Here is a 19179-nt window from a genome sequence, read left to right on the forward strand (position 1 = left end):
CGTCATGCATTTCTTCCGTCAGCTTCACATTGGCCAGCGCCTCGCCTTGTCGTTCACCGTGGTGGTGCTTCTGAGCCTCATCGTTGCCGCGATTGGCAGCGTGCGCCTGGGCGAATTGGCCAGCACCACCCACTTCCTGGTGGCCGACCGCATGGTCAAGGTCAAAGCGATTGGGGGCCTGCGCAACAACATCAACATGATCGCCCAGGCCAGCCGCAATCTGCTGTTGTTCCGCGAACCGGACCAAGTGGCGGCCGAGACCAAGGCCATCGAAACCGCGCGAAGTGCCAACGATGGCATTTACGACCAGCTCGACAAGCTGTTGGTCAAGCCCGAATCACGCGCATTGCTGAAAGCCGTTGAATCGGGCCGTGATCAATTCCGCCAATCACTGCAAGCGTTCCTGGCCCACATCGAGAAGAACGATGTCAACACCGCCATCGAAGTGCTGAACAACCAGCTGCAACCCGCCCAGATTGTTTACCTGAAGGCAGCCGGTGCGCTGGCTGACCACCAGTTCGCCCTGATGACCGCCGAGGCCAAATCGTCGGAAGACAGCGCCAGCAACGCATCGCGCCTGAGCCTGGGCTTGAGCCTGGCGGGCGCCGCCATCGCGGCTTACCTGGCCTGGGTCACCACGCGCTCGGTGACCCAACCGCTGGCAGAGGCCGTGAAGATGGCCAACAGCGTGGCCGATGGCGACCTGACGCACCGGGTGCAGATCACCTCGAACGACGAGGTGGGCCAGTTGCTCAATGCCCAACAGGCCATGTCCGACAAGCTGCGCACCTTGATCGGTGACCTCAAGTCCGCCTCTGACAACATTGCCACCGGTTCAGGCGAGATCGCCGCCGGCAACCAGGACCTGTCGCACCGCACCGAGCAGCAGGCCAGCAACCTGCAACAGACTGCGGCCTCGATGGCTCAACTCACCACCACGGTGCGCCAGAACAAAGAGGCCTCGCAACAAGCCAATCAGTTGGCTTCGTCAGCCTCGCAGGTGGCCGCGCGTGGCGGCGCCGTGGTCTCGCAGGTGGTGCGCAGCATGGGTGACATCGCCGACAGCTCGCGCAAGATCAGCGACATCATCAGCGTGATCGACGGCATTGCTTTCCAGACCAACATCCTGGCCTTGAATGCGGCCGTGGAAGCGGCCCGTGCTGGCGAGCAAGGCCGTGGCTTTGCCGTGGTGGCCAGCGAAGTGCGCTCACTGGCGCAGCGCTCGGCCAACGCCGCCAAAGAGATCAAAACCCTGATCACGACGAGCGTTGAAAACGTGGACAGCGGCACGCGCCTGGTCGACACCGCCGGCCAGACCATGCTGGAGATCGAAAACCAGGTCAAGCGCGTCACCGACCTGATCGCCGAGATCACCGCCTCGTCCAGCGAACAGGACACGGGCATCGGCCAGGTAAGCCGAGCCGTGACCGAGCTGGATGAAGTCACCCAGCAGAACGCGGCCCTGGTGGAAGAATCGGCCGCCGCCGCAGAAAGCCTGCGCTCGCAGGCCGACCGCCTGGCCGTGGCCGTGTCAGCTTTCCGCCTGAACTGAGCGACTGGGCGCTGACCTCAGCACAGCCGCATGACCAAGCGGCCCAGCATGAACCACAAAGCCAGGCTGGCGCCCAGGTAGGCCATGAAGCGCACCATCACGATGTTGACGGTGCAATGCACGACGCTGTGCACAGCGCGCAGGCCCACGAAGACCCAAGCGGCGGTCACATCCGTGTGCGTGGCCCAGCCCAGCTGGACCAGGACCAGGCACACCGCGTAGAACAGCACCGGCAGCTCGAACAGGTTCTTCAGGTTGTTGGAGGCGAACTCCACGCTCTCTGGCATGGTCACCGTCATCTTCTGCGGTGTGTTCACCGTTTGCGCGTCGATGCCATGGCGGGTCATGTAACCCAGTCGGCGCACGTACATGAACAGCCACACCACGCCCGTCAGCACCATCATGGCCACCATGGGGCGCAGCAGCGGGGGGATCAGTTCTTGAGGGGTCATCTGGCAAGTCTCACAGTTTGAGCAAACGCTCCAGCGCTTTTTCCAAGGTTGCCGCCGACTTGGCAAAGCAAAAACGGATCACGCCAAAGTCGGCCTGGTCTTTGTAGAAGGCCGACACGGGGATCGCGGCCACGCCATGTTCCACCGTCAGGCGCTCGACAAAAGCGCGGTCGCCATCGTCAGAGATGGCACCGTACTTCACGCATTGAAAATAGGTGCCCTGGCAAGGCATCAGCTCAAAGCGCGAGCCCGCGATCGCCTGCCGGAAGATGTCGCGCTTGCCTTGGTAAAGGGCGTTCAGCTCTGCATACCACTCGCGCTTCTTCAAAAAATCGGCCAGCGCATATTGCGAAGGCGCGTGCACCGTGAACACCACGAACTGGTGCGCCTTGCGGAACTCTGCCATCAACTCGCGCGGGGCCAGGCAGTAAGCCACCTTCCAGCCAGTGATGTGGTAAGTCTTGCCAAAGCTGGACACCACGAAGCTGCGCTCGACCAGGCCGGGGTAGTGCATCACGCTTTCATGGCGCACGCCATCGAACACCATGTGCTCGTAGACCTCGTCGCTGAGCACCACGATGTTGGTGTCCTTGACCAGGGCCTGCAGCGCCAGCATGTCATCGCTTGAAAACACCGCGCCCGTGGGGTTGTGCGGCGAGTTGATGATGATCATGCGCGTGCGCTTGTTGATCAGCTTCTTGACTTGCGCCCAGTCGGGCTTGTAATCAGGCAGGGCCAGGCGCGCGTACACCGGCTTGCCGCCATTCAACTCAATCGCGGGGCCATAGCTGTCATACACCGGCTCGAAGACGATGACCTCATCGCCCTTGCCCACCAGGCTGGCCACCGCCGTGAAGATGGCCTGCGTGGCCCCCGCCGTGACGGTGACCTCGCTGTCGGGGTCGTAGGTGGCGCCATACAGGGACTGGGCCTTGGCCGCGATGGCCTCGCGCAGCACCGGCACGCCGGTCATGGGCGCGTACTGGTTGTGCCCGGCGCGCGCGTGCTGGTTCAACAAGTCCAGCAACTCAGCGGGCGCGTCAAAGTCAGGAAAACCCTGCGACAGGTTGATGGCCCCATGCTGCTGGGCCAAGGCCGACATCACCGAAAAAATGGTGGTGCCGACCTCGGGCAAGCGAGACGTGATTTGCAAGGAAATGGCGGTCAGTCCAACAAGTCTGCAGGGATGTTGCCGCCGTTCTGGGCCAACTTGGTCAGAACGGTTTTGTGCAGCCAGATGTTCATCTGCGCCGAGTCACCCATCTTGTCGGCCGGACAACCCAGCTCGGTGGCCAAGGCCTTGCGCGCCGTGATGCTGCTGTCCAGGCCGAGCAGTTTCAACAGGTCGACGATGGACACCTTCCAGTTCAACTTCTCGGGGTTGGCGCTGGCCAGCCCCTCGAGCTTGGCAACCACATCGACCGAGCTGATGGCCGCGGGGACGGGCTTGGCCTGAGGTGCTGCTGCCGTGGTGGCAGGCGGCGCGGCCGTTGGCGTGGCCACGTTGGGCGCGGGTGCAGCAGGTGCCACCACGTCCTTCTTGTCATCACCAAAACCGAGTTTGGAAAGGATGCTGCCGAAGATACCCATGATGGACCCCTTGCTCAGCGCTTCTTGGTGGCTTTGGATGTGGTGCTGGGCTTGACCAGGAAGGTCACCTTCATGACCACCCGGTACTCCACCACCTTGCCATTGGCCACGATGACGCGCTGGTCCTTGATCCACGCGCCCGTGACATCGCTGACCGAATCGGTCGCGCGCGCCAATCCTTCATTCACAGCATCTTCAAAGCTCTTCTTGCTGCCCGAGATGATCTCAATGACTTTGGCGACTGACATGGCTGGCTCCTGTGTTGAATGGAGATTCTGTTATAGCACGGTGAGCCGTGTCAGGCCGTGCTGCTCAAGCGGCCAACTGCCCTCGCATCGCGTCGATCACCGCCTTGTAATCGGGCTGGCCAAAGATGGCACTGCCCGCCACAAAAGTGTCGGCACCACTGTCGGCCACACGGCGGATGTTGTCCACCTTCACGCCACCATCAATCTCCAGGCGGATGTCGCGGCCCGAGGCATCGATGATCTTGCGCACCTTGTCGGCCTTGCGCAGCGTGCTGTCGATGAAGCTCTGGCCACCGAAGCCGGGGTTCACGCTCATGAGCAGCACCACGTCGACCTTGTCGAGCACCCACTCGAGCACGTCCAATGGCGCCGCAGGGTTGAACACCAGGCCAGCCTGGCACCCTTCGGCCTTGATCAATTGCAAGGTGCGGTCCACGTGCGCGGAGGCGTCAGGGTGGAAGGTGATGATGTCGGCACCGGCCTTGGCAAAGGCCTGGGCCAGCGCATCGACCGGCTGCACCATCAAGTGCACGTCGATGGGCACCTTGGTGCCATCGGCCTTGACCGCGTGCTTGCGCAGCGCTTGGCAGATCATCGGCCCGAAGGTCAGGTTGGGCACGTAATGGTTGTCCATCACGTCGAAGTGGATCCAGTCGGCGCCCGCATCAATCACGTGGCGAACCTCTTCACCCAGGCGGGCAAAGTCGGCGGACAAGAGGCTGGGGGCAATGCAGAAAGTGCGCGACATGGCTTGGGACCTCGTCAAAGGCCGGTTGAAGGTCAATGCCGCATTTTATGGACGCTGACGCACCCCGCTGTGGCGGCCACCTTGAACTTGTGCAGAACATCACCCCCCGCCCGCCGAATCGGCAACATTTGCTTGCACTTTTGCGCCCTCATACAGGCCCCCATGCGGGGGTTGGTCCCGATTCCCGGACTGGTTTTGCGATAACTTCGCCAGTCTGCGTCGCTGCCTCGCTGCACTGGGCGCCACAAGAATTCAGGGACCCCCCATGACCGACCTTTCCGCCCTGCCAAGTTCCTTGGCCAGCGCCGCGCACGACCTGTTCGATTCACTGTTGGCCGATCTGTCCTCCCTGGGCGCGCGCCAGCACACACGCTTGCTGCGCTTGCACACCCCGCTGGGCCCCGACGTGTTGATGGCCGAGCGCGCCGAGATCACTCAGGCCATCGGCCCGGTGGCGCGCGTTGCCACCGACCGCATCGAACTGCTGGCCCTCAGCCGCCATGCCCACCTGCAAGCGGCCGACCTGCTGGGGCAGCCCGTGCTGCTGGAGCTGCTCACCTCGCACAGCCGCACCCAGCTGCGTCCCTTCCACGGTCACGTCACCGAGTTCCGCCTTCTGGGCTCGGACGGCGGCCTGGCCCGATACCAGCTCGTCATCGAGCCTTGGCTGGCCTTCCTGCGCGCGCGCACCGATTCATGGACCTTCCAGAACCTGAGCGTGTTCGGCATCCTGGAATCGGTGTTCAGCGACTACGTGGGGCAAGGCGCCCTGACCGCCGCCCACCGGCTGGAGATTGCCGACAAAGCGGTCTACCCGGTGCTCTCCACTCTCAGCCAATTCAACGAATCCGACCTGGATTTCGTGAGCCGCCTGCTGGCCGACAACGGCCTGTTCTGCTGGTGGGAACACACCGGCAACCCCGGCGACCCCGCCACGCTGGGCAGCCACACCCTGGTCATCGCCGACCACCAAGAGGCGATCAAGCCCAACGCGCAGCCCAGCATCCGCTTCACCCAGCCCGGCGCCGTGATGAAGGAAGACAGCATCACCCAATGGCACGGCCACCGCCGCGTGGGCACCTCCACCCTGAACCTGGCCAGTTGGGATTACCGCAGCGTGGACAGCCACCAAGGCAGCGCCCAGGTCGATCCGGGCCACGGGCAGGACTTTGCTTTGGCCCAGCACGATCAGCCCGGCGTCTACGCCTTCGAGACGCCCGCCGAAGCCCAGCGCCTGGCCACGGCCCAGCTGCAAGCGCTTGAAGCCCGCCGCAAGCAGTTCCACGGGCGCGGCACGGCACGCACCCTGGCCCCGGCCACCAGCTTTGTTTTGCGAGATCACAGCGACCACGCCCTGAGCGACGGTGAAGGCACCAACCGCTTCGTCGTCCTGAGCGTGACGCACCAAGCGCGCAACAACCTCAGCGCGGACGCGCAGGCCGGTCTGCAACACCTGCTGGGTCACTTGCCCCCTTTGCTCAAGCGCCCACAGGCCAATGGCAGTGACGAGCCCTTGTACGAAGCGCTCTTCACCGCGCAGCGCGCCAGCATCCCCGTGCGCCCCTTGCTGGTGGATGAGCAGGGTGGCCGCTTGCACCCGCGCCCCACGGCGGACGGCACCCAGACCGCGCTGGTGGTGGGCCTGGACGAGCCCGTGCACACCGACCGCGATGGCCGCATCAAGGTGCAGTTCCATTGGCAGCGCGGGGCCAACAGCAGCCACCGCCTGGGTCACAGCTCACCCGCGCTTGAGGCCGACAACGCCCCCGCTTCTGACGCCTCGGGCACCTGGGTGCGCGTGTCGCAAGACTGGGCCGGGGCCAACTGGGGCAGCGGCTTCATTCCGCGCCTGGGCCAGGAAGTGGTCGTGGCCTTCCTGGAGGGCGACATCGACCGCCCCGTGGTGGTGGGCGCGGCCTACAACGGCCAGGGCTCGGGCAATGCACAGGGCAACGAGGTTTCGGGCGGCGCGGCCTTGTCCACGGGCAACGCCCCAGCGTGGTTTCCTGGTGATCAGCGGCAGGGCGAGCTCGAAGGCCACGCCCACACCGCCACTTTGAGCGGCTTCAAAAGCCAAAGCCTGGACACCAGCCAGAGCGGCACGGGCGGCCACAACCAACTGGTGTTCGACGACACCCCCGGCCAGGGCCGCGTGCTGGCCCACACCACCCAAAGCCAGACCTGGCTGCAAATGGGCCACTTGCTGCAACAGAACGACAACCAGCGTTTGGCCCGCCGAGGGCACGGCCTGGAGCTGCACACGCAAGCACAAGGCGCGCTGCGCGCTGGCAGCGGCCTGCACATCAGCACCTTTGGCCGCAGTGGCGGCACCAGCACCGCGCAGGGCCAGCCCACCAACACGCGCGAAGCGCAAAGCCAGCTGCAAAGCCATGCTGAGCTGCTCAAGGCTTTGAGCGAGAACGCCCAGACGCACCTGGCCAAGCTGCCCAACGAGGCTGTGCCCGATCAGCTGCCGGTTCAGAAGGCCTTGCAGGCCACGCTGAACAGCTTGAAGGGCACGCAGTCGTCCAGCGGGCAGGGGGCGGGTGCGTCTTCGGCTGGCTCGGGCGAGTTCGTCGGCATCGATGGTGGCCACGGCAGCATCCCTGTGTTGAATCGACCCGACCTGGTGCTGAGCGCGGCGGCCGACATCAGCAGCGCCACACCGGCGCACACCGTCATCAGCGCGGGGCAGAACGCCACGGTCACCACGGGGCAGGATGCCAACCTGCTGAGCCAGCGCCACATGGCCTGGGCGGTGAAGGATGGCATCAGCTTATTCACGAGAGGCGAGGCCAAGGATGGTGCCCGCGCCGTCCAAGAGGTGGGCATCAAGCTGCACGCGGCCAGCGGCAATGTGAACACGCAGGCGCAAAGTGATCGGTTCACTTTGACGGCAGAGCAGGGCATTGATCTGCAAAGCACGGCGGGCAGCATCGTCATCACCGCGCCTAACAGGATCGTGCTGAATGGGGGCGGCAGCTACATCAAGATCGAGGGCGGGGACATTGAGGTGGGGACGAGTGGGACGGCGGCGTTCAGGGGGGCGATGAAGGAGTTGACGGGGGGTGGGAGTGCGGCAACGTCACCACTGTCTTTGCCCGCGGCCCGGCCCATGAATGACTTTCATTCTCCTGTTCAAGAAAGGTATGCGGAAGCGCTTGACCACACAGCGCTCCCGGATGCTTGGCTACCATTCCAATTGGGCGCATCAACCACCGTGTATGCGGAAGGCCGAGCGTTGGCCGAAGGTCGCCGCCTGATGCGCGGTCGCCCCACGGCCACAGTGACCACGCACGAAGCGTCGCAGGTTCAGTACTGGCAACGCCATGACGGGCCGGCCTGGCATCTCGAAGAAGCCATCAACATCGCCGCCCCCACAGACCCCGATAGCGAGTTCCAGCATGACGACGATGAATGAATCGCGCCCCACCACGCCACTTTCTGACCCCTATGGCGTTCGGCGCGGTGACACACTGAGCAAGATTTCGGCGCGCTGCGGACGCACCGTGGCCGAGTTGATGCGCTTCAATGCGCTGACGAATGGCAATCGAATCGCGATCGGCCAGACCCTGTACCTGTCGGAATCCACCGCGTTCGGTGCGAGCGTGCTCTTCCTCGACTCTTTGCGTCACCCGATCAACAAACTGCGCTACCGGGTGGCGTTTGATGAGCGGAAGCAAGAAGGCACGACTGGCGCAAATGGGTTGATCCCCGCGTTCATCACAGGCAGCGCGCGTTCGCGGATCAAAGTCTGGATTCAAGAAGCAGACGGCGCCTGGCAGCAGGTGGCCCACGTCTCATCGGACTATGGCCACAAGCTCGTGACCTTGACCAGCAATGCGTTGGTGGTGGCCAGCACGACGCGGCAAATGGCTGCGGATGCGTTGCATGATCTGGGCAGCGCCTTGGAAACCGGTGCACACAGTCTGACAACCGCTCAATCCCCCGCACCTGCGCCGACAACAGGCAAGTCGAGCAAGAACAATCCCGCTGTCAAAACACGGCAAACGAGAGGCGTCAAAGGTCAACCCATCGTGAAAATCGAGGTGGACCTGCCTCCAGGGTTGTTGGATTTATTCGGCAAGTATTCGGGGCATGAAATCGCAGAAGAAAACTGGCGTGAAGCCGCCAAGCAACTCGAATGTGAGCCTGAAGTACTGAAGGCATTTTCTGATGTTGAGAGCGGTGGCAAGTCGTCGTTCTGGCGGCTCAACAAGGGTGACGGCGCCAATGTTCCAGCGCTGTTGTTTGAGCGGCATTACTTCAGTCGGCTCACGAAAGGGCGCTTCGATAGCGCCCACCCCGACCTATCGTGGCCTGTGGCTTACCGCAAGAAAAGCCTGCTGGGTCAAGATGACAAACGCATGCATGACGGCAAAGTTGACGCCACCGATGTCTACTCGGATTACGCCAGTTCCTACCTGCGGCTGATCAATGCATATCGTCTTGACCCAGATGCTGCGTTGCGGTCTTGCTCATGGGGTAAGTTTCAGATCATGGGAGACAACTACACCCTATGTGGAGCACGAAATGCACATGAATTTGTTTCGGCGATATGCGCATCCGAATACAAGCAAATAGATCTCATGGCCCAATTTATTCGCCTTAAGCCAGCGCCATGGAAAGATCCAAAGGACAAGAAAGCTGGCAAGGCCCTGTCGCTATGGGATGCTATCAAATTCAAGGACTGGGCCATGATTGCCTTCAACTACAACGGACCTGGCTATAAGACCTATAGCTACGATACAAAATTGAAAGCTGCTTATGAAAAACACAAATTACAAAAAACTTGACCTTTGGCGTGTACTTGTTTGCTGTGTTTGGCTGTTATTCATGCAGCTGCCAGCAGCCGCCCACATTCGACTGTCGAGCGATTGGGGCGTGGGCTTGTTGCCGAACGGGCACCTGGTCCCCGATGATCAGAACGAGGGTAAGCAATTAGACAAAGCCGCGCTTGCCATCGTTAGGGATAGAACCGCGACCCCAAATGCCACTCGCTTCGCCCTTGAATTGGGTTTCAAACTGTTCGTAGATCAAGAAAAATTCTACCTGCAGCCTACGCTGTACATGCCTCAAAGCCGTCCCGGCGAAGTCTGCACGTCGGTTGGCAAGGTCACCGCCTATCAATGCAAGGAAGGTCAGCGGGAGACCCAAGCCTGCCACATCGGCTTCTTCGACAACCAGTTTCACGAAGTAGGCTGGCACACCATCCGCATCAACGAGTCAGTACCGATTTTCTGCAACGCGGTACCAGCTGTGGGTGCCTATGACGCCAAGCAGAACGCCATGCTGGTGACAGTGCAGTATTTCGCGATCGATCACAAACCAGCAGCCAAGCCCAGTGAGATCGGTTCCGGCTGGAAGCGCATGACCGTGTTGCTGCGGCTCACCTCGGACAACGGCAAAATTAACGTTGAACAGGATGACCGCTGCCTTGGCAATCCCAATCAGGTAGCCACCGTGCCCGATGCCAAGCGCTCCTTGCGTAGGTGCACCGCAAGTTCACCATCCCTTGCTGTCCATTAGCACCAAGCACTAGCCCAGGCCAATCCGGCACTGCCGATTGGTTGTAAAAATCAGAGCGCTCAAGAGAGCTTGAAAATGATGGCCGAGGTATCGTTTGGAATCAACTATCACTCAAAGCAAGGCGGTAAAGCTGGGCAGGCCGCCTGCGAATATCGTGCTTACATTTCAAAACTTGCTTTTTGGCTGGTTTGCTTAGGCGCAGCCCATCCGGGGCCTGACGCGCGTGCTTCTGCTACTGTGTTGATCAGCACATCCACTATTGAGCAAAACGCATTTTTTGGCCTGTGGAGAAGGCATTTGGACTATCTGCTGAAACGTCGAATTTACAGTTCCTTCAAGGCATCAGAGTGGGACAAAACTTCTCACTTCGCCGGGAAAAACCGCCCCCGCATCCTCGCCTCATACGCCACCAAATTGGCATGCCGCAGCACCTCATCCTTCATCGGCGTTTCAAAATGCGCGCACAGGGCTGAGGCCAAGATGGCGTACATCATGGCGTCGGTGCCGCAAGGCTCTTCACCCATCAAGTAAGGCTTGTCGCCAAGCAGGGTGGTCAGCGTTTTCAAGCCCTGGTTCCCAATGGCCTGCATCTCGGCCTCCGAATGGCGCCCCATGCCATGGCCATGCAAACTCTTGCGCACACGCCGCCGAACCAAGGCCACCACCGGTGCACGCACCAGCCATGGCACCGGTTTGAAGAACACCTCGGCCACCTTGGCAAAGTTGGCGTCGTTCACCCAGCGCCAATGCACGCCGATCCAGTACAGGTTGTCTTCCAGCATCTTCTCGACCGCCCAGGCCGTGGCCCGTTGCTCGGCATTCAGGCCATGGTCAAAATCGATGCCGTATTGGCGCTCAAGGTGCCAACGGATGAAGGTCGAATCTGCGACGACGGTGCCCTCGTCGTCAAGGTAAGGCAGCTTGCCCTTGGGCGCCTTGAACATGCCCTTGGTGTTGACCTGATAAGGTTGGCCCGACATTTTCAACAGGACCAGGGCCTTCATGACGAAGGGGCTGGCATCGGGCAGACCGAAGGCGGCCCCGAAAGCGTAGAAAGTGATCATGCCGTCGGGCCTTTCGCATCCAACTCGATAGGCGCCCACCCCAACAACTCCGCCAACCGCGTCACCACCCACCCCGCCTCCGCCTCAGACACCCCCGACTCGGGCGACGCCAAACCACGGTGGCAGCGCACCAGCACTTCGTCTTCCGCCACGCCGATCTCGCGTTGCACGCCTTGGCAATGCTCCACCATGTGGCTGGCCAGGTCTTCGCACACCTCGTAACGCTCGCGCACCAGGGCCATGGGCACCGTCAAACGGTGGCGGGCGTCGGTGTGCAGGTCGTAGAACGAAGGGGGGATCTCGATTTGATAGTCGTCGGTCATGCGGTGTTTTACCTCAAAGCCTAGAATGGGCCGGATGAGTCTCCCCCAATTCACCTGTGCGGTGGTTCCGCAGTTCCTTGAAGAACAAAGCAACCCCGCTCAACAAGAGTATGCGTTTTCGTACACGGTCACCATTGTCAACAGCGGCGATGTGGCCGCACAGTTGATCGGGCGGCATTGGGTCATCACCGATGCCACCGGTCACGTCGAGGAAGTGCGTGGCCTGGGGGTGGTGGGCCACCAACCCATGCTCAAACCCGGCGAGAAGTTCGAGTACACCAGCTGGACGCGACTGAACACGCCGCATGGTTTGATGCAAGGCACCTTCTTTTGCATGACCGACGAAGCCCACCCTTTTGACGCCGCGATCGAGCCTTTCTCGTTGGCGCGATCGCAGTCTTTGCATTGAGGACGCGCGTTTGACTCAGGACACGACGATCCGCAAAACCAGGCGGCGGTGGCTGCCGCAGCCCGGAACGCCGGTGGACATCAGCCAGTTGCTGGACTCGGCCAACGGCGAGTTGCCTTTGGCCGAGCGCCACCTGTGGCTGGTGCAGTTGATGGATTGGATTCGCGCAGGCGAGCCGATCTCGGGCGTGAAGTACATCGTGCGACAACTGGCAGCGCCCTCTGAACGCCGAACCGGCGTCGTGTCCCTGTTGTCGGCCTTCTGGCGCGACATCGACGTGGCGGCCCTGCTGGCCGACTACGGCTTTGCGGCGCGCACCTCGTTCACCGACGAGCTGGGCGAGCGTCTGCGCGCGCGCATGCTGCCGATGAGCCCGGCCACCACTGACTTGGCCAGCCTGTTCAACCTGCTGTTCAGCGATCCCAAGGACGCCAATTGGCTGATGGAGCTGGACGACGCGGTGCTGGCCGAGCTGGCCTCGCTTTGGCGTGAAGCCATTGATGCAATCGAGTCCGAGCCCCTGGGGTGGCACGAGCCTTTCTATGACGCGATCATGTTCCTGTCCAGTCAGGTGCGGGCCGAAGGCTTCTCGCGCGAGTTGCGCGGACGCATGGGCATGCGGGTCGATGTGGACTTTGATGGTGTGGAGTCGGGCGCCGAAGTGGCCGCCCCCACGCCCACGCGTCAGGCCTTCCGGCAACTGGTGCACGTGGCCGAGAACCTGCACACCCTGGCGCTGAAAGGCACGGTCGGGCCTGCGCCCGACGAGCAGGTGCAGAGCACCTTGCTGCAAGAGGCCCAGTACCTGCGGGCCTTGCTGGACACCTGCATCAAGTCTGCGCAGGGCATCCACGACCACCTCGAATCCAACGGCATTTCGATCGACATCGTGTTCCAGATCGACCAGTTGAGCGAGCGTTGCCGGCGCATCGAGCAGTTGCTGGACTGCGTGCTGTCCAGCCATCCAGCCCAGGACTTGCGCACGCTGATCGTGGACCTGATCCACGTGGGTGCCAAGCGCAGCGGGGTGCGCGCGCTGTTCACGCAGCACTACTCGCTGCTGGCCCGCAAGGTGGCCGAACGCAGTGCCGAGACTGGCGAGCACTACATCACCCGCGATCGCGCGGCCTATGTGGACATGCTCAAGCGGGCCGGCGGTGGTGGCGCGGTGATGTCGGTCACGACCTTCCTCAAGTTCGCGATCCTGGCGCTGGGCTTGTCGCCGTTCTGGAGCGGCCTGGCCGCGGGCACCAACTACGCCGTGAGCTTCGTCGTGATCCTGTTGCTGCATTTCACCGTGGCCACCAAGCAACCGGCCATGACCGCGCCCGCCATGGCGGCCAAGCTGGCCGACACGCGCAGCGACGAGGCCGTCGAGGGTTTCGTGGACGAGGTGGCCAACCTGATCCGCTCGCAAGTGGCCGGCATCCTGGGCAATGTGCTGGTGGTGGCGCCCGTGGTGCTGGCCCTGCAGGCAATGGCCTGGTGGGTGTTCAAGCGGCCCCTGATCGATGTGCATTCAGCGCAGCACGTGCTGGACAACCTGACCCTGCTCGGGCCTTCGCTTTGGTATGCGGCCTTCACGGGTGTGCTCCTGTTCTGCTCCAGCCTGTTCGCGGGCTGGCTGGAGAACTGGTTCGTGCTGCACCGTCTGGACAGCGCCTTGCGCTGGAACCCGCGCATCCGCGCCACCCTGGGGCCGGAGCGCGCGGTGCGGTGGGCGGCCTGGTGGCGCCACAACATTTCGAGCCTGGGCTCAAATGTGTCGCTGGGCCTGATGCTGGGGCTGGTGCCCGTCATCGCCGGGTTCTTCGCGCTGCCGCTGGACGTGCGGCACGTGACCTTGTCCACCGGTCAGCTGGCGGCGGCGGCGGGCACCCTCGGCCTGGCCGTGCTCGACCACCCTCAGTTCTGGTGGTGCATGGCCGCCATCCCGCTGACGGGGCTGCTGAACGTGGGCGTCAGCTTCGTGCTGGCTTTGCGCGTGGCCATGCGCTCACGCGGTGTGCGCATCAAGGACCGGGCGCGTCTGCAGGCGGCTTTGGGGCGCCGGCTGCGGCGTCATCCTTTGAGTTTTCTGCTGCCGCCTCGCTGACCTCGGACATCTCGCCCTTGGAGCGGCCCGAGAACATCGTCCACCACATGAGAAACAGGAAGAGGGCAAGCGCCCCCACAGCTTCCAGCACAATCAGCCACATATGATGGTTCACCAGTTTTACAAGCGGGCCACGGCGGCCCTGATGGTCGGCAGCCTCGCGGCTTGCAGCAGCGGTCCGTCACTGCGTTCCTCGGCGCCCATTGTCTCGCGTGCGCCGACCGTGGCGCCGGGCACGGTCTTGCCCCAACCCGATGGGCGTGGTGACCTGGTGCGGCCTCGGGCCCTGTGGACACCTGCCCAATACACCGACCTGCCCGGCTGGGCGCAAGACCGGGTGAGCGAGTCCTGGCCAGCCTTGTGGCAAAGCTGCCAGCGGCCCGGCCTGGGCTGGGCCACAGTGTGCGCCGAAGTGCGCGAGCTGGGCGCGGATTGGGGCCGCCAGGTGGCCGATGATTTCGTGCGGCAATGGCTGGAAGGGCATTTGCGACCCTGGCGCCTGAACACGCTGGATGGGCAGACCTCGGGCTTGCTGACGGGCTATTTCGAGCCCTTTCTCGATGTGCGCCGCACGCCCGATGCACGCTACAAGTACCCCCTCTACCGTGCCCCGGCCGACCTGGGCGTGCGCAAGCCCCATTTCACGCGCGCCGAGCTGGACAGCTTGCCAGAGGCACGCGCCTCGGTTATGGGCCGTGAACTGGTCTACGTGTCGGACCCGCTGGACGCGCTGCTGATCCAGGTGCAGGGCTCGGGCCGCGTCCGCGTGCAAGATGAGCTGAACGCGCAGGGGCAGCCCCGCACGGTGCGCCTGGCCTTTGCGGGCCACAACGACCAGCCTTACCAATCGGTCGCGCGCTGGCTGGTGGATCAGGGCGCCTTCTCGCTGGAGCAGGCCTCCTGGCCCGCGATCCGAACCTGGGCCCTGCAGAACCCGCAGCGCGTGCCCGAGATGCTGCGCGCCAATCCCCGCATGGTCTTCTTCAAGGAAGAGCCCTTGCTTGATCCGCAGGTCGGGCCGGTGGGGGCGCAAGGTGTGCCATTGATCCCTGGCCGCTCAGTGGCGGTGGACCGCGAGGCCGTGCCGCTGGGCACGCCCATGTGGCTGGACAGCACGGTGCCGCAACCCTGGAACCCGACACCGCCCGCCCCGCAGTCCCTGCAACGCCTGGTGGTGGCGCAAGACACGGGCGGGGCCATCATCGGTGGCGTGCGGGCCGACTACTTCTGGGGCTGGGGCGACGAAGCCCTGGCGCAGGCGGGCCGCACCAAGCAGCCCATGTCGGCGTGGGTGCTGTGGCCGCGCTGATTCAGTAGGTCTTGTACGGCAGGAACTTGCCCGACATGACGATGCTGACCCGGTCACCGGCCGCGTTGGGCTCGCGTTTCAGGTCCATCTTGAAATCAATGGCGCTCATGATGCCGTCACCGAATTCTTCGTGGATCAAGGCCTTGAAGGTGGTGCCATACACGCTGATGAGTTCGTAGAAGCGGTAGATCAGCGGGTCGGTGGGCACCGAGGTCGGCAGCGAGCCTTTGTAGGGCACTTCCTGCAGCCACAGCTTGGCCTCGTCGGGCAGGCCGAAGACTTCGGCCACGGTGGCGGCCTGCTCGGCGGTGAAGGTCATCTGTCCCAGGCAGCCGGCGGTCACCCACTCCTTGCTCAGGCCCACCTTGGCGGCCACGTCCTGCCACTTCAAGCCCTTGCGGACCTTGGCTTCGATGATGAGGTCGGTCACGTCTTCGCGGTTCATGGCGTTTTACTCTTTCAGTTCAAAGTTGGCGGTCGGATTCGAGGATGGCGACGTCGTTGATGCTGGCCTCCCGCCGCGCCATCAGGCCGCGTTCATCGAAGGTCCAGTTCTCGTTGCCGTGGGCGCGCCACCACTGGCCCGCGTCGTCGTGGTACTCGTATTCAAAGCACACGGCGATGCGGTTGTCGGTGAAGGCGAACAGGCGCTTCTTGAGCTTGTAGTGATGCTCCTTGGCCCACTTGCGGGTCAGGAAGACCACGATGGCCTCGCGCCCCTGCAGGAACTCGCTGCGGTTGCGCCACCACGAGTCCGCGGTGTAGGCCTTGGCACAGCGCTCGGGGTCCTTGCTGTTCCACGCGTCTTCGGCCATCTGAACTTTGAGGCGCGCGGTCTCTTCGGTGAAGGGCGGCAGGGGTGGGCGGGTGGTCGTGGTCATGGCCTCACTGTAGGCAGCCTGGGCGGATCACGCCATCACGGGAATCGTGATTCGCTTGTAGGGCTGGCCCTACATCGCCCTAAACAATGCTCACCAGCTGCTGGCGCACCGCGTACAGCGCTAACTCGACATCGTTGCGCGTGCCGGTCTTGTCCAGGATGCGCGCGCGGTAGGTGGACACGGTGTTGGGCGACAAGCTCAACAACTCGGCGATCTGGCCCACGCTGCGGCCCTCCGCCAGCAGCAAGAAGACCTGGTGTTCACGCCGCGACAAGGTCTCGTGCGCGGGCTGGTCGCGCACTTCGCTGAGGGACGTGGCCAGGGCCTCCGCCACGCTGGCGGTCAGGTAGATGCCACCGGCAGCGGCCTTGCGCAGGGCCATCACCATCTCGTCGGGGTCGGCGCTTTTGTTGAGGTAGCCCGAGGCGCCCGCGCGCAGGCAGCGCACGGCAAATTGCTTGTCGGGGTAGGTGCTGAGCATGAGCACCGCCAGCTTGGGGTACTCGGCCTTGAGTTGTTTGAGCACCTCCAGCCCATCGCGCCCGGGCATGGCGATGTCCAGCATCACCACGTCCAGACCCGGCCCGTCTGCCGCATCCATCAACTGGCGCGCCCGTTGCAGGGCCTGCACGCCATCGGCCGCGTCGGCGACCACGGCCAGGTCGTCGGCATCGCCCAGCACCTGGCGCAGGCCTTGACGCACGATCAGGTGGTCGTCCACCAGCATCACCTTGATGGTCATGCGGCGCGCTCCTGCGCCGGTCGCGACAAGCCCTGCGCGGCCACCTGGTACAGCGGCATGCTCAGGATCAGCTGGGTGCCTTTGTCCAGCTGGCTGTCGATGTGCAACCAGCCGCCAAAGTGGCCGGCCCGCTCGCGCATGCCCATCACGCCATAGGCGTGGGGGCTGTTGAACACGCTGGGTGGCGCGCCCCGGCCGTTGTCCTTGACGCGCACGGTCAGGTCGCTGGGCATGGCGCAGATGCGGATGTCCACCTCGGTGGCCTGCGCATGGCGCGCCACGTTGCTCAGCATTTCCTGAAAGATGCGGAACACGGCGGTGGCCAGTGGGCCTTCAGGGGCGTTCACGCCGGGCGCGATCTCCAGGCTCCAGTGGCAGCGCATCTCGCTGCTGTCCTTGAAGTCTTGCGCCTGCCATTCCAGCGTGGGCCAAAGGCCCTGGTGATCGAGGATGGAGGGGCGAAGGTCGGTGATGATGCGGCCGACGTTGTCCACGGCGCCATCGATCAGGCCGCGCATGTCCTGGCATTTGCAGCGCAAGGCGGGCTGGTCGGCCACGCGCTTTTCCAACCAGCTCACGTCCATCTTCAAGCCCACCAGCAGGCTGCCCAGTTCGTCGTGGATCTCGCGTGCGATGCGCTGACGCTCGGTCTCGCGCACCCCATCGATGTGGGCTTGCAATTCACGCAATTGGCTCAGGGCCTGGCTGAGGGCTTGGGTGCGTTCGGTCACGCGGTGCTCCAGCTCGTCGTTCGCCTGGCGCAGCCGCGTTTCCTGTTCGCGGCGGTTGCTGATGTTGACGAAGGTGACCACGGCGCCCAGCACCTGCCCGCCATCCAGGATGGGGTAGGAGGAGTATTCGGACGCGAAAGAGGTGCCGTCGGCCCGCCACAAGACTTCGCTGTCAATGCGGCAGGGCACCCCGGCCCGGAAGGCGTTGTAAATGGGGCAGCATTCGACCGGGTAGTGCCCACCCTCGGCATCGGTGTGGTGCATCAGCTCGTGCATGTTGCGGCCCAGCACCTCTTCGGGCTCGTGGCCCAGCATGTGCGCCCCCGCCCGGTTGATGAAGGTGCACAGGCCGTCCATGTCGATGCCATAGACGCCTTCGCCAGTGGACTCCAGCAAGAGGCTCAGGCGGTCGCGCCAGACGGCCGCCGCTCGGGAGGCCTGGACACCGCTGGGAACGTGGAATGAGGTGGACATGGGCTCAGCGCGTGCAAGGCCCATGCCACCCGCTTTCATGGCGCGGGAATCACAGACCGAATGCGGTCTTCAACGCCACGGCCACCGCCGCGTGCGCCTGCAGGCCTTCGGGGATGAAACGCCCCATGTTGATGAAATCGTGGATCACGCCGGGCCACACCGTCAGTTGCACGGGCACGCCCGCGTCCTGCAAGACTTTGGCGTACTTTCGGCCTTCGTCGGCCAGCGGGTCGCATTCGGCTAAGCCGATCCAGGCCGGGGCCACGCCCTGGTGGCTGGCGGCCAGCATGGGTTCGCGGCGCCAGTCGGACTTGAAGCCCGGGCCCCGGGCCTGCGTCTCGAACCAGCGCATCAAGGGCTCGTCCAGCATCAGGTTCTGTGAAGAAAAGACCTTGTAGGACTCGGTCACGGCCGAAGGCTCGACCGAGGGGTAGAACAGCACCTGCAGCGCCAAAAGCACGCCGGCATCACGGGCCATCAGGGCCACGGCGGCGCTGAGCGTGCCACCCGCGCTGTCACCGCCCACCGCGATGCGGCGGGGGTCCAGGCCCAGGGAGACGCCTTCGGCGACCAGCCATTGCAGGGCCGCGAACGAATCGTCCAGGCCGGCGGGGAAGGGGTGTTCGGGGGCCAGGCGGTAGTCGATGGCGACCACGGCCGCGCCGCTTTGCTGAGCAATGCGGCGGCACATGGCTTCACAGGTGTCGATGCCGCCCACCACGAAACCGCCGCCGTGCAGGTACAAGAGCACAGGCAGGCAGGCGTCATGGTTGGGCGCCCACAGGCGCGCGGGGATGGCACCGGCCGGGCCGGGGATGCTGAAGTCATCGACCCGGGCAACCTCCACCCGCTCGCCCTCCATGGCGCCCACCCCCATGCGGTAGGACAGGCGCGCTTGCGCCACCGGTTGCTGGTGCAAAGCGGGCAGGCCCGCGCGCGCGACCTTGTCGAGCATCTTGCGGGTCATCTCGGTCAGGAAACTGGCGGTGTTGGCCATGGGCATGTCCTTCGTGTTCGGCGTTCAAGGCCAGC

General features: G+C 63.7%; 19 protein-coding genes. 7 read left to right on the forward strand and 12 right to left on the reverse strand.

Going from position 1 to position 19179, the window contains the following annotated elements; all coding sequences use genetic code 11:
• Positions 1–4: 4 nt before the first annotated feature.
• Positions 5–1552, forward strand: coding sequence for a methyl-accepting chemotaxis protein (locus tag PSV38_RS20250; RefSeq protein ID WP_300550736.1), 1548 nt, complete (start codon positions 5–7; stop codon positions 1550–1552).
• Between the two features lie 17 nt (positions 1553–1569).
• Here PSV38_RS20250 and PSV38_RS20255 read toward each other — a convergent pair whose 3' ends face one another.
• The 5 genes from PSV38_RS20255 to rpe form a co-directional block, all read right to left on the reverse strand.
• Complete coding sequence (locus tag PSV38_RS20255; protein ID WP_300550738.1) at positions 1570–2004, reverse strand: MAPEG family protein; 435 nt, start codon at positions 2002–2004, stop codon at positions 1570–1572.
• A 10-nt stretch (positions 2005–2014) separates the two neighbouring features.
• A complete protein-coding gene (locus tag PSV38_RS20260) occupies positions 2015–3106 on the reverse strand; it encodes a methionine aminotransferase (protein ID WP_300550791.1) in 1092 nt (363 codons plus the stop codon).
• Positions 3107–3168: 62 nt separating this feature from the next.
• Positions 3169–3594 (reverse strand): DUF3597 domain-containing protein, encoded by a 426-nt coding sequence (locus PSV38_RS20265; RefSeq protein ID WP_300550739.1) that lies wholly within the window; start codon positions 3592–3594, stop codon positions 3169–3171.
• A gap of 14 nt (positions 3595–3608) precedes the next feature.
• A complete protein-coding gene (locus tag PSV38_RS20270; RefSeq protein ID WP_300550741.1) occupies positions 3609–3842 on the reverse strand; it encodes a dodecin family protein in 234 nt (77 codons plus the stop codon).
• Positions 3843–3906: 64 nt separating this feature from the next.
• Complete coding sequence (gene rpe, locus PSV38_RS20275; RefSeq protein WP_300550742.1) at positions 3907–4590, reverse strand: ribulose-phosphate 3-epimerase; 684 nt, start codon at positions 4588–4590, stop codon at positions 3907–3909.
• A 265-nt stretch (positions 4591–4855) separates the two neighbouring features.
• Between rpe and tssI the strand changes: the two genes are divergently transcribed.
• Genes tssI through PSV38_RS20290 form a run of 3 tightly spaced genes read left to right on the forward strand, consistent with a single transcriptional unit; the run spans position 4856 to position 10119 of the window.
• Positions 4856–8011, forward strand: a complete 3156-nt coding sequence (gene tssI / locus PSV38_RS20280) for a type VI secretion system Vgr family protein (RefSeq protein ID WP_300550744.1) — start codon at positions 4856–4858, stop codon at positions 8009–8011.
• The gene (locus PSV38_RS20285; protein ID WP_300550746.1) at positions 7995–9386 is read left to right on the forward strand and encodes an N-acetylmuramidase domain-containing protein; all 1392 of its coding nucleotides are present in this window, start codon (positions 7995–7997) and stop codon (positions 9384–9386) included. Before tssI ends, PSV38_RS20285 begins: the two co-directional genes overlap by 17 nt.
• A complete protein-coding gene (locus tag PSV38_RS20290) occupies positions 9358–10119 on the forward strand; it encodes a hypothetical protein (protein WP_300550748.1) in 762 nt (253 codons plus the stop codon). Before PSV38_RS20285 ends, PSV38_RS20290 begins: the two co-directional genes overlap by 29 nt.
• A 362-nt stretch (positions 10120–10481) precedes the next feature.
• On the opposite strand, the gene PSV38_RS20295 is transcribed toward PSV38_RS20290, so the two are convergent.
• Both PSV38_RS20295 and PSV38_RS20300 read right to left on the reverse strand, forming a co-directional pair.
• A complete protein-coding gene (locus PSV38_RS20295; RefSeq protein ID WP_300550750.1) occupies positions 10482–11183 on the reverse strand; it encodes a glutathione S-transferase family protein in 702 nt (233 codons plus the stop codon).
• The gene (locus PSV38_RS20300) at positions 11180–11506 is read right to left on the reverse strand and encodes a hypothetical protein (RefSeq protein ID WP_300550752.1); all 327 of its coding nucleotides are present in this window, start codon (positions 11504–11506) and stop codon (positions 11180–11182) included. The genes PSV38_RS20295 and PSV38_RS20300 overlap by 4 nt, the downstream gene beginning before the upstream one ends.
• Positions 11507–11540: 34 nt before the next feature.
• Between PSV38_RS20300 and apaG the strand changes: the two genes are divergently transcribed.
• From apaG to PSV38_RS20320, 3 genes are all read left to right on the forward strand, one after another.
• Entirely contained in the window at positions 11541–11915 is a 375-nt protein-coding gene (apaG, locus tag PSV38_RS20305) for a Co2+/Mg2+ efflux protein ApaG (RefSeq protein WP_300550754.1), read from the forward strand.
• A gap of 10 nt (positions 11916–11925) precedes the next feature.
• Positions 11926–14010 (forward strand): recombinase, encoded by a 2085-nt coding sequence (locus tag PSV38_RS20310; RefSeq protein WP_300550756.1) that lies wholly within the window; start codon positions 11926–11928, stop codon positions 14008–14010.
• A gap of 106 nt (positions 14011–14116) precedes the next feature.
• Positions 14117–15319 carry an MltA domain-containing protein gene (locus PSV38_RS20320; protein ID WP_300550760.1) on the forward strand — a complete coding sequence of 401 codons (1203 nt, stop codon included), beginning with the start codon at positions 14117–14119 and terminating at the stop codon, positions 15317–15319.
• Position 15320: 1 nt separating this feature from the next.
• Here PSV38_RS20320 and cynS read toward each other — a convergent pair whose 3' ends face one another.
• From cynS to PSV38_RS20345, 5 genes are all read right to left on the reverse strand, one after another.
• Entirely contained in the window at positions 15321–15764 is a 444-nt protein-coding gene (gene cynS, locus PSV38_RS20325) for a cyanase (protein ID WP_300550762.1), read from the reverse strand.
• A gap of 19 nt (positions 15765–15783) precedes the next feature.
• The gene (locus tag PSV38_RS20330; protein WP_300550764.1) at positions 15784–16200 is read right to left on the reverse strand and encodes a nuclear transport factor 2 family protein; all 417 of its coding nucleotides are present in this window, start codon (positions 16198–16200) and stop codon (positions 15784–15786) included.
• 79 nt (positions 16201–16279) lie between these two features.
• On the reverse strand, positions 16280–16942 hold the full coding sequence (locus PSV38_RS20335) for a response regulator transcription factor (RefSeq protein WP_300550766.1): 663 nt from the start codon (positions 16940–16942) through the stop codon (positions 16280–16282).
• A complete protein-coding gene (locus tag PSV38_RS20340; protein ID WP_300550767.1) occupies positions 16939–18147 on the reverse strand; it encodes a PAS domain-containing sensor histidine kinase in 1209 nt (402 codons plus the stop codon). Before PSV38_RS20340 ends, PSV38_RS20335 begins: the two co-directional genes overlap by 4 nt.
• A gap of 49 nt (positions 18148–18196) precedes the next feature.
• Positions 18197–19144, reverse strand: coding sequence for an alpha/beta hydrolase (locus PSV38_RS20345; protein WP_300550769.1), 948 nt, complete (start codon positions 19142–19144; stop codon positions 18197–18199).
• Positions 19145–19179 lie beyond the last annotated feature (35 nt).

The organism is Aquabacterium sp., assembly GCF_029946005.1.
Lineage (GTDB): Bacteria > Pseudomonadota > Gammaproteobacteria > Burkholderiales > Burkholderiaceae_C > Aquabacterium.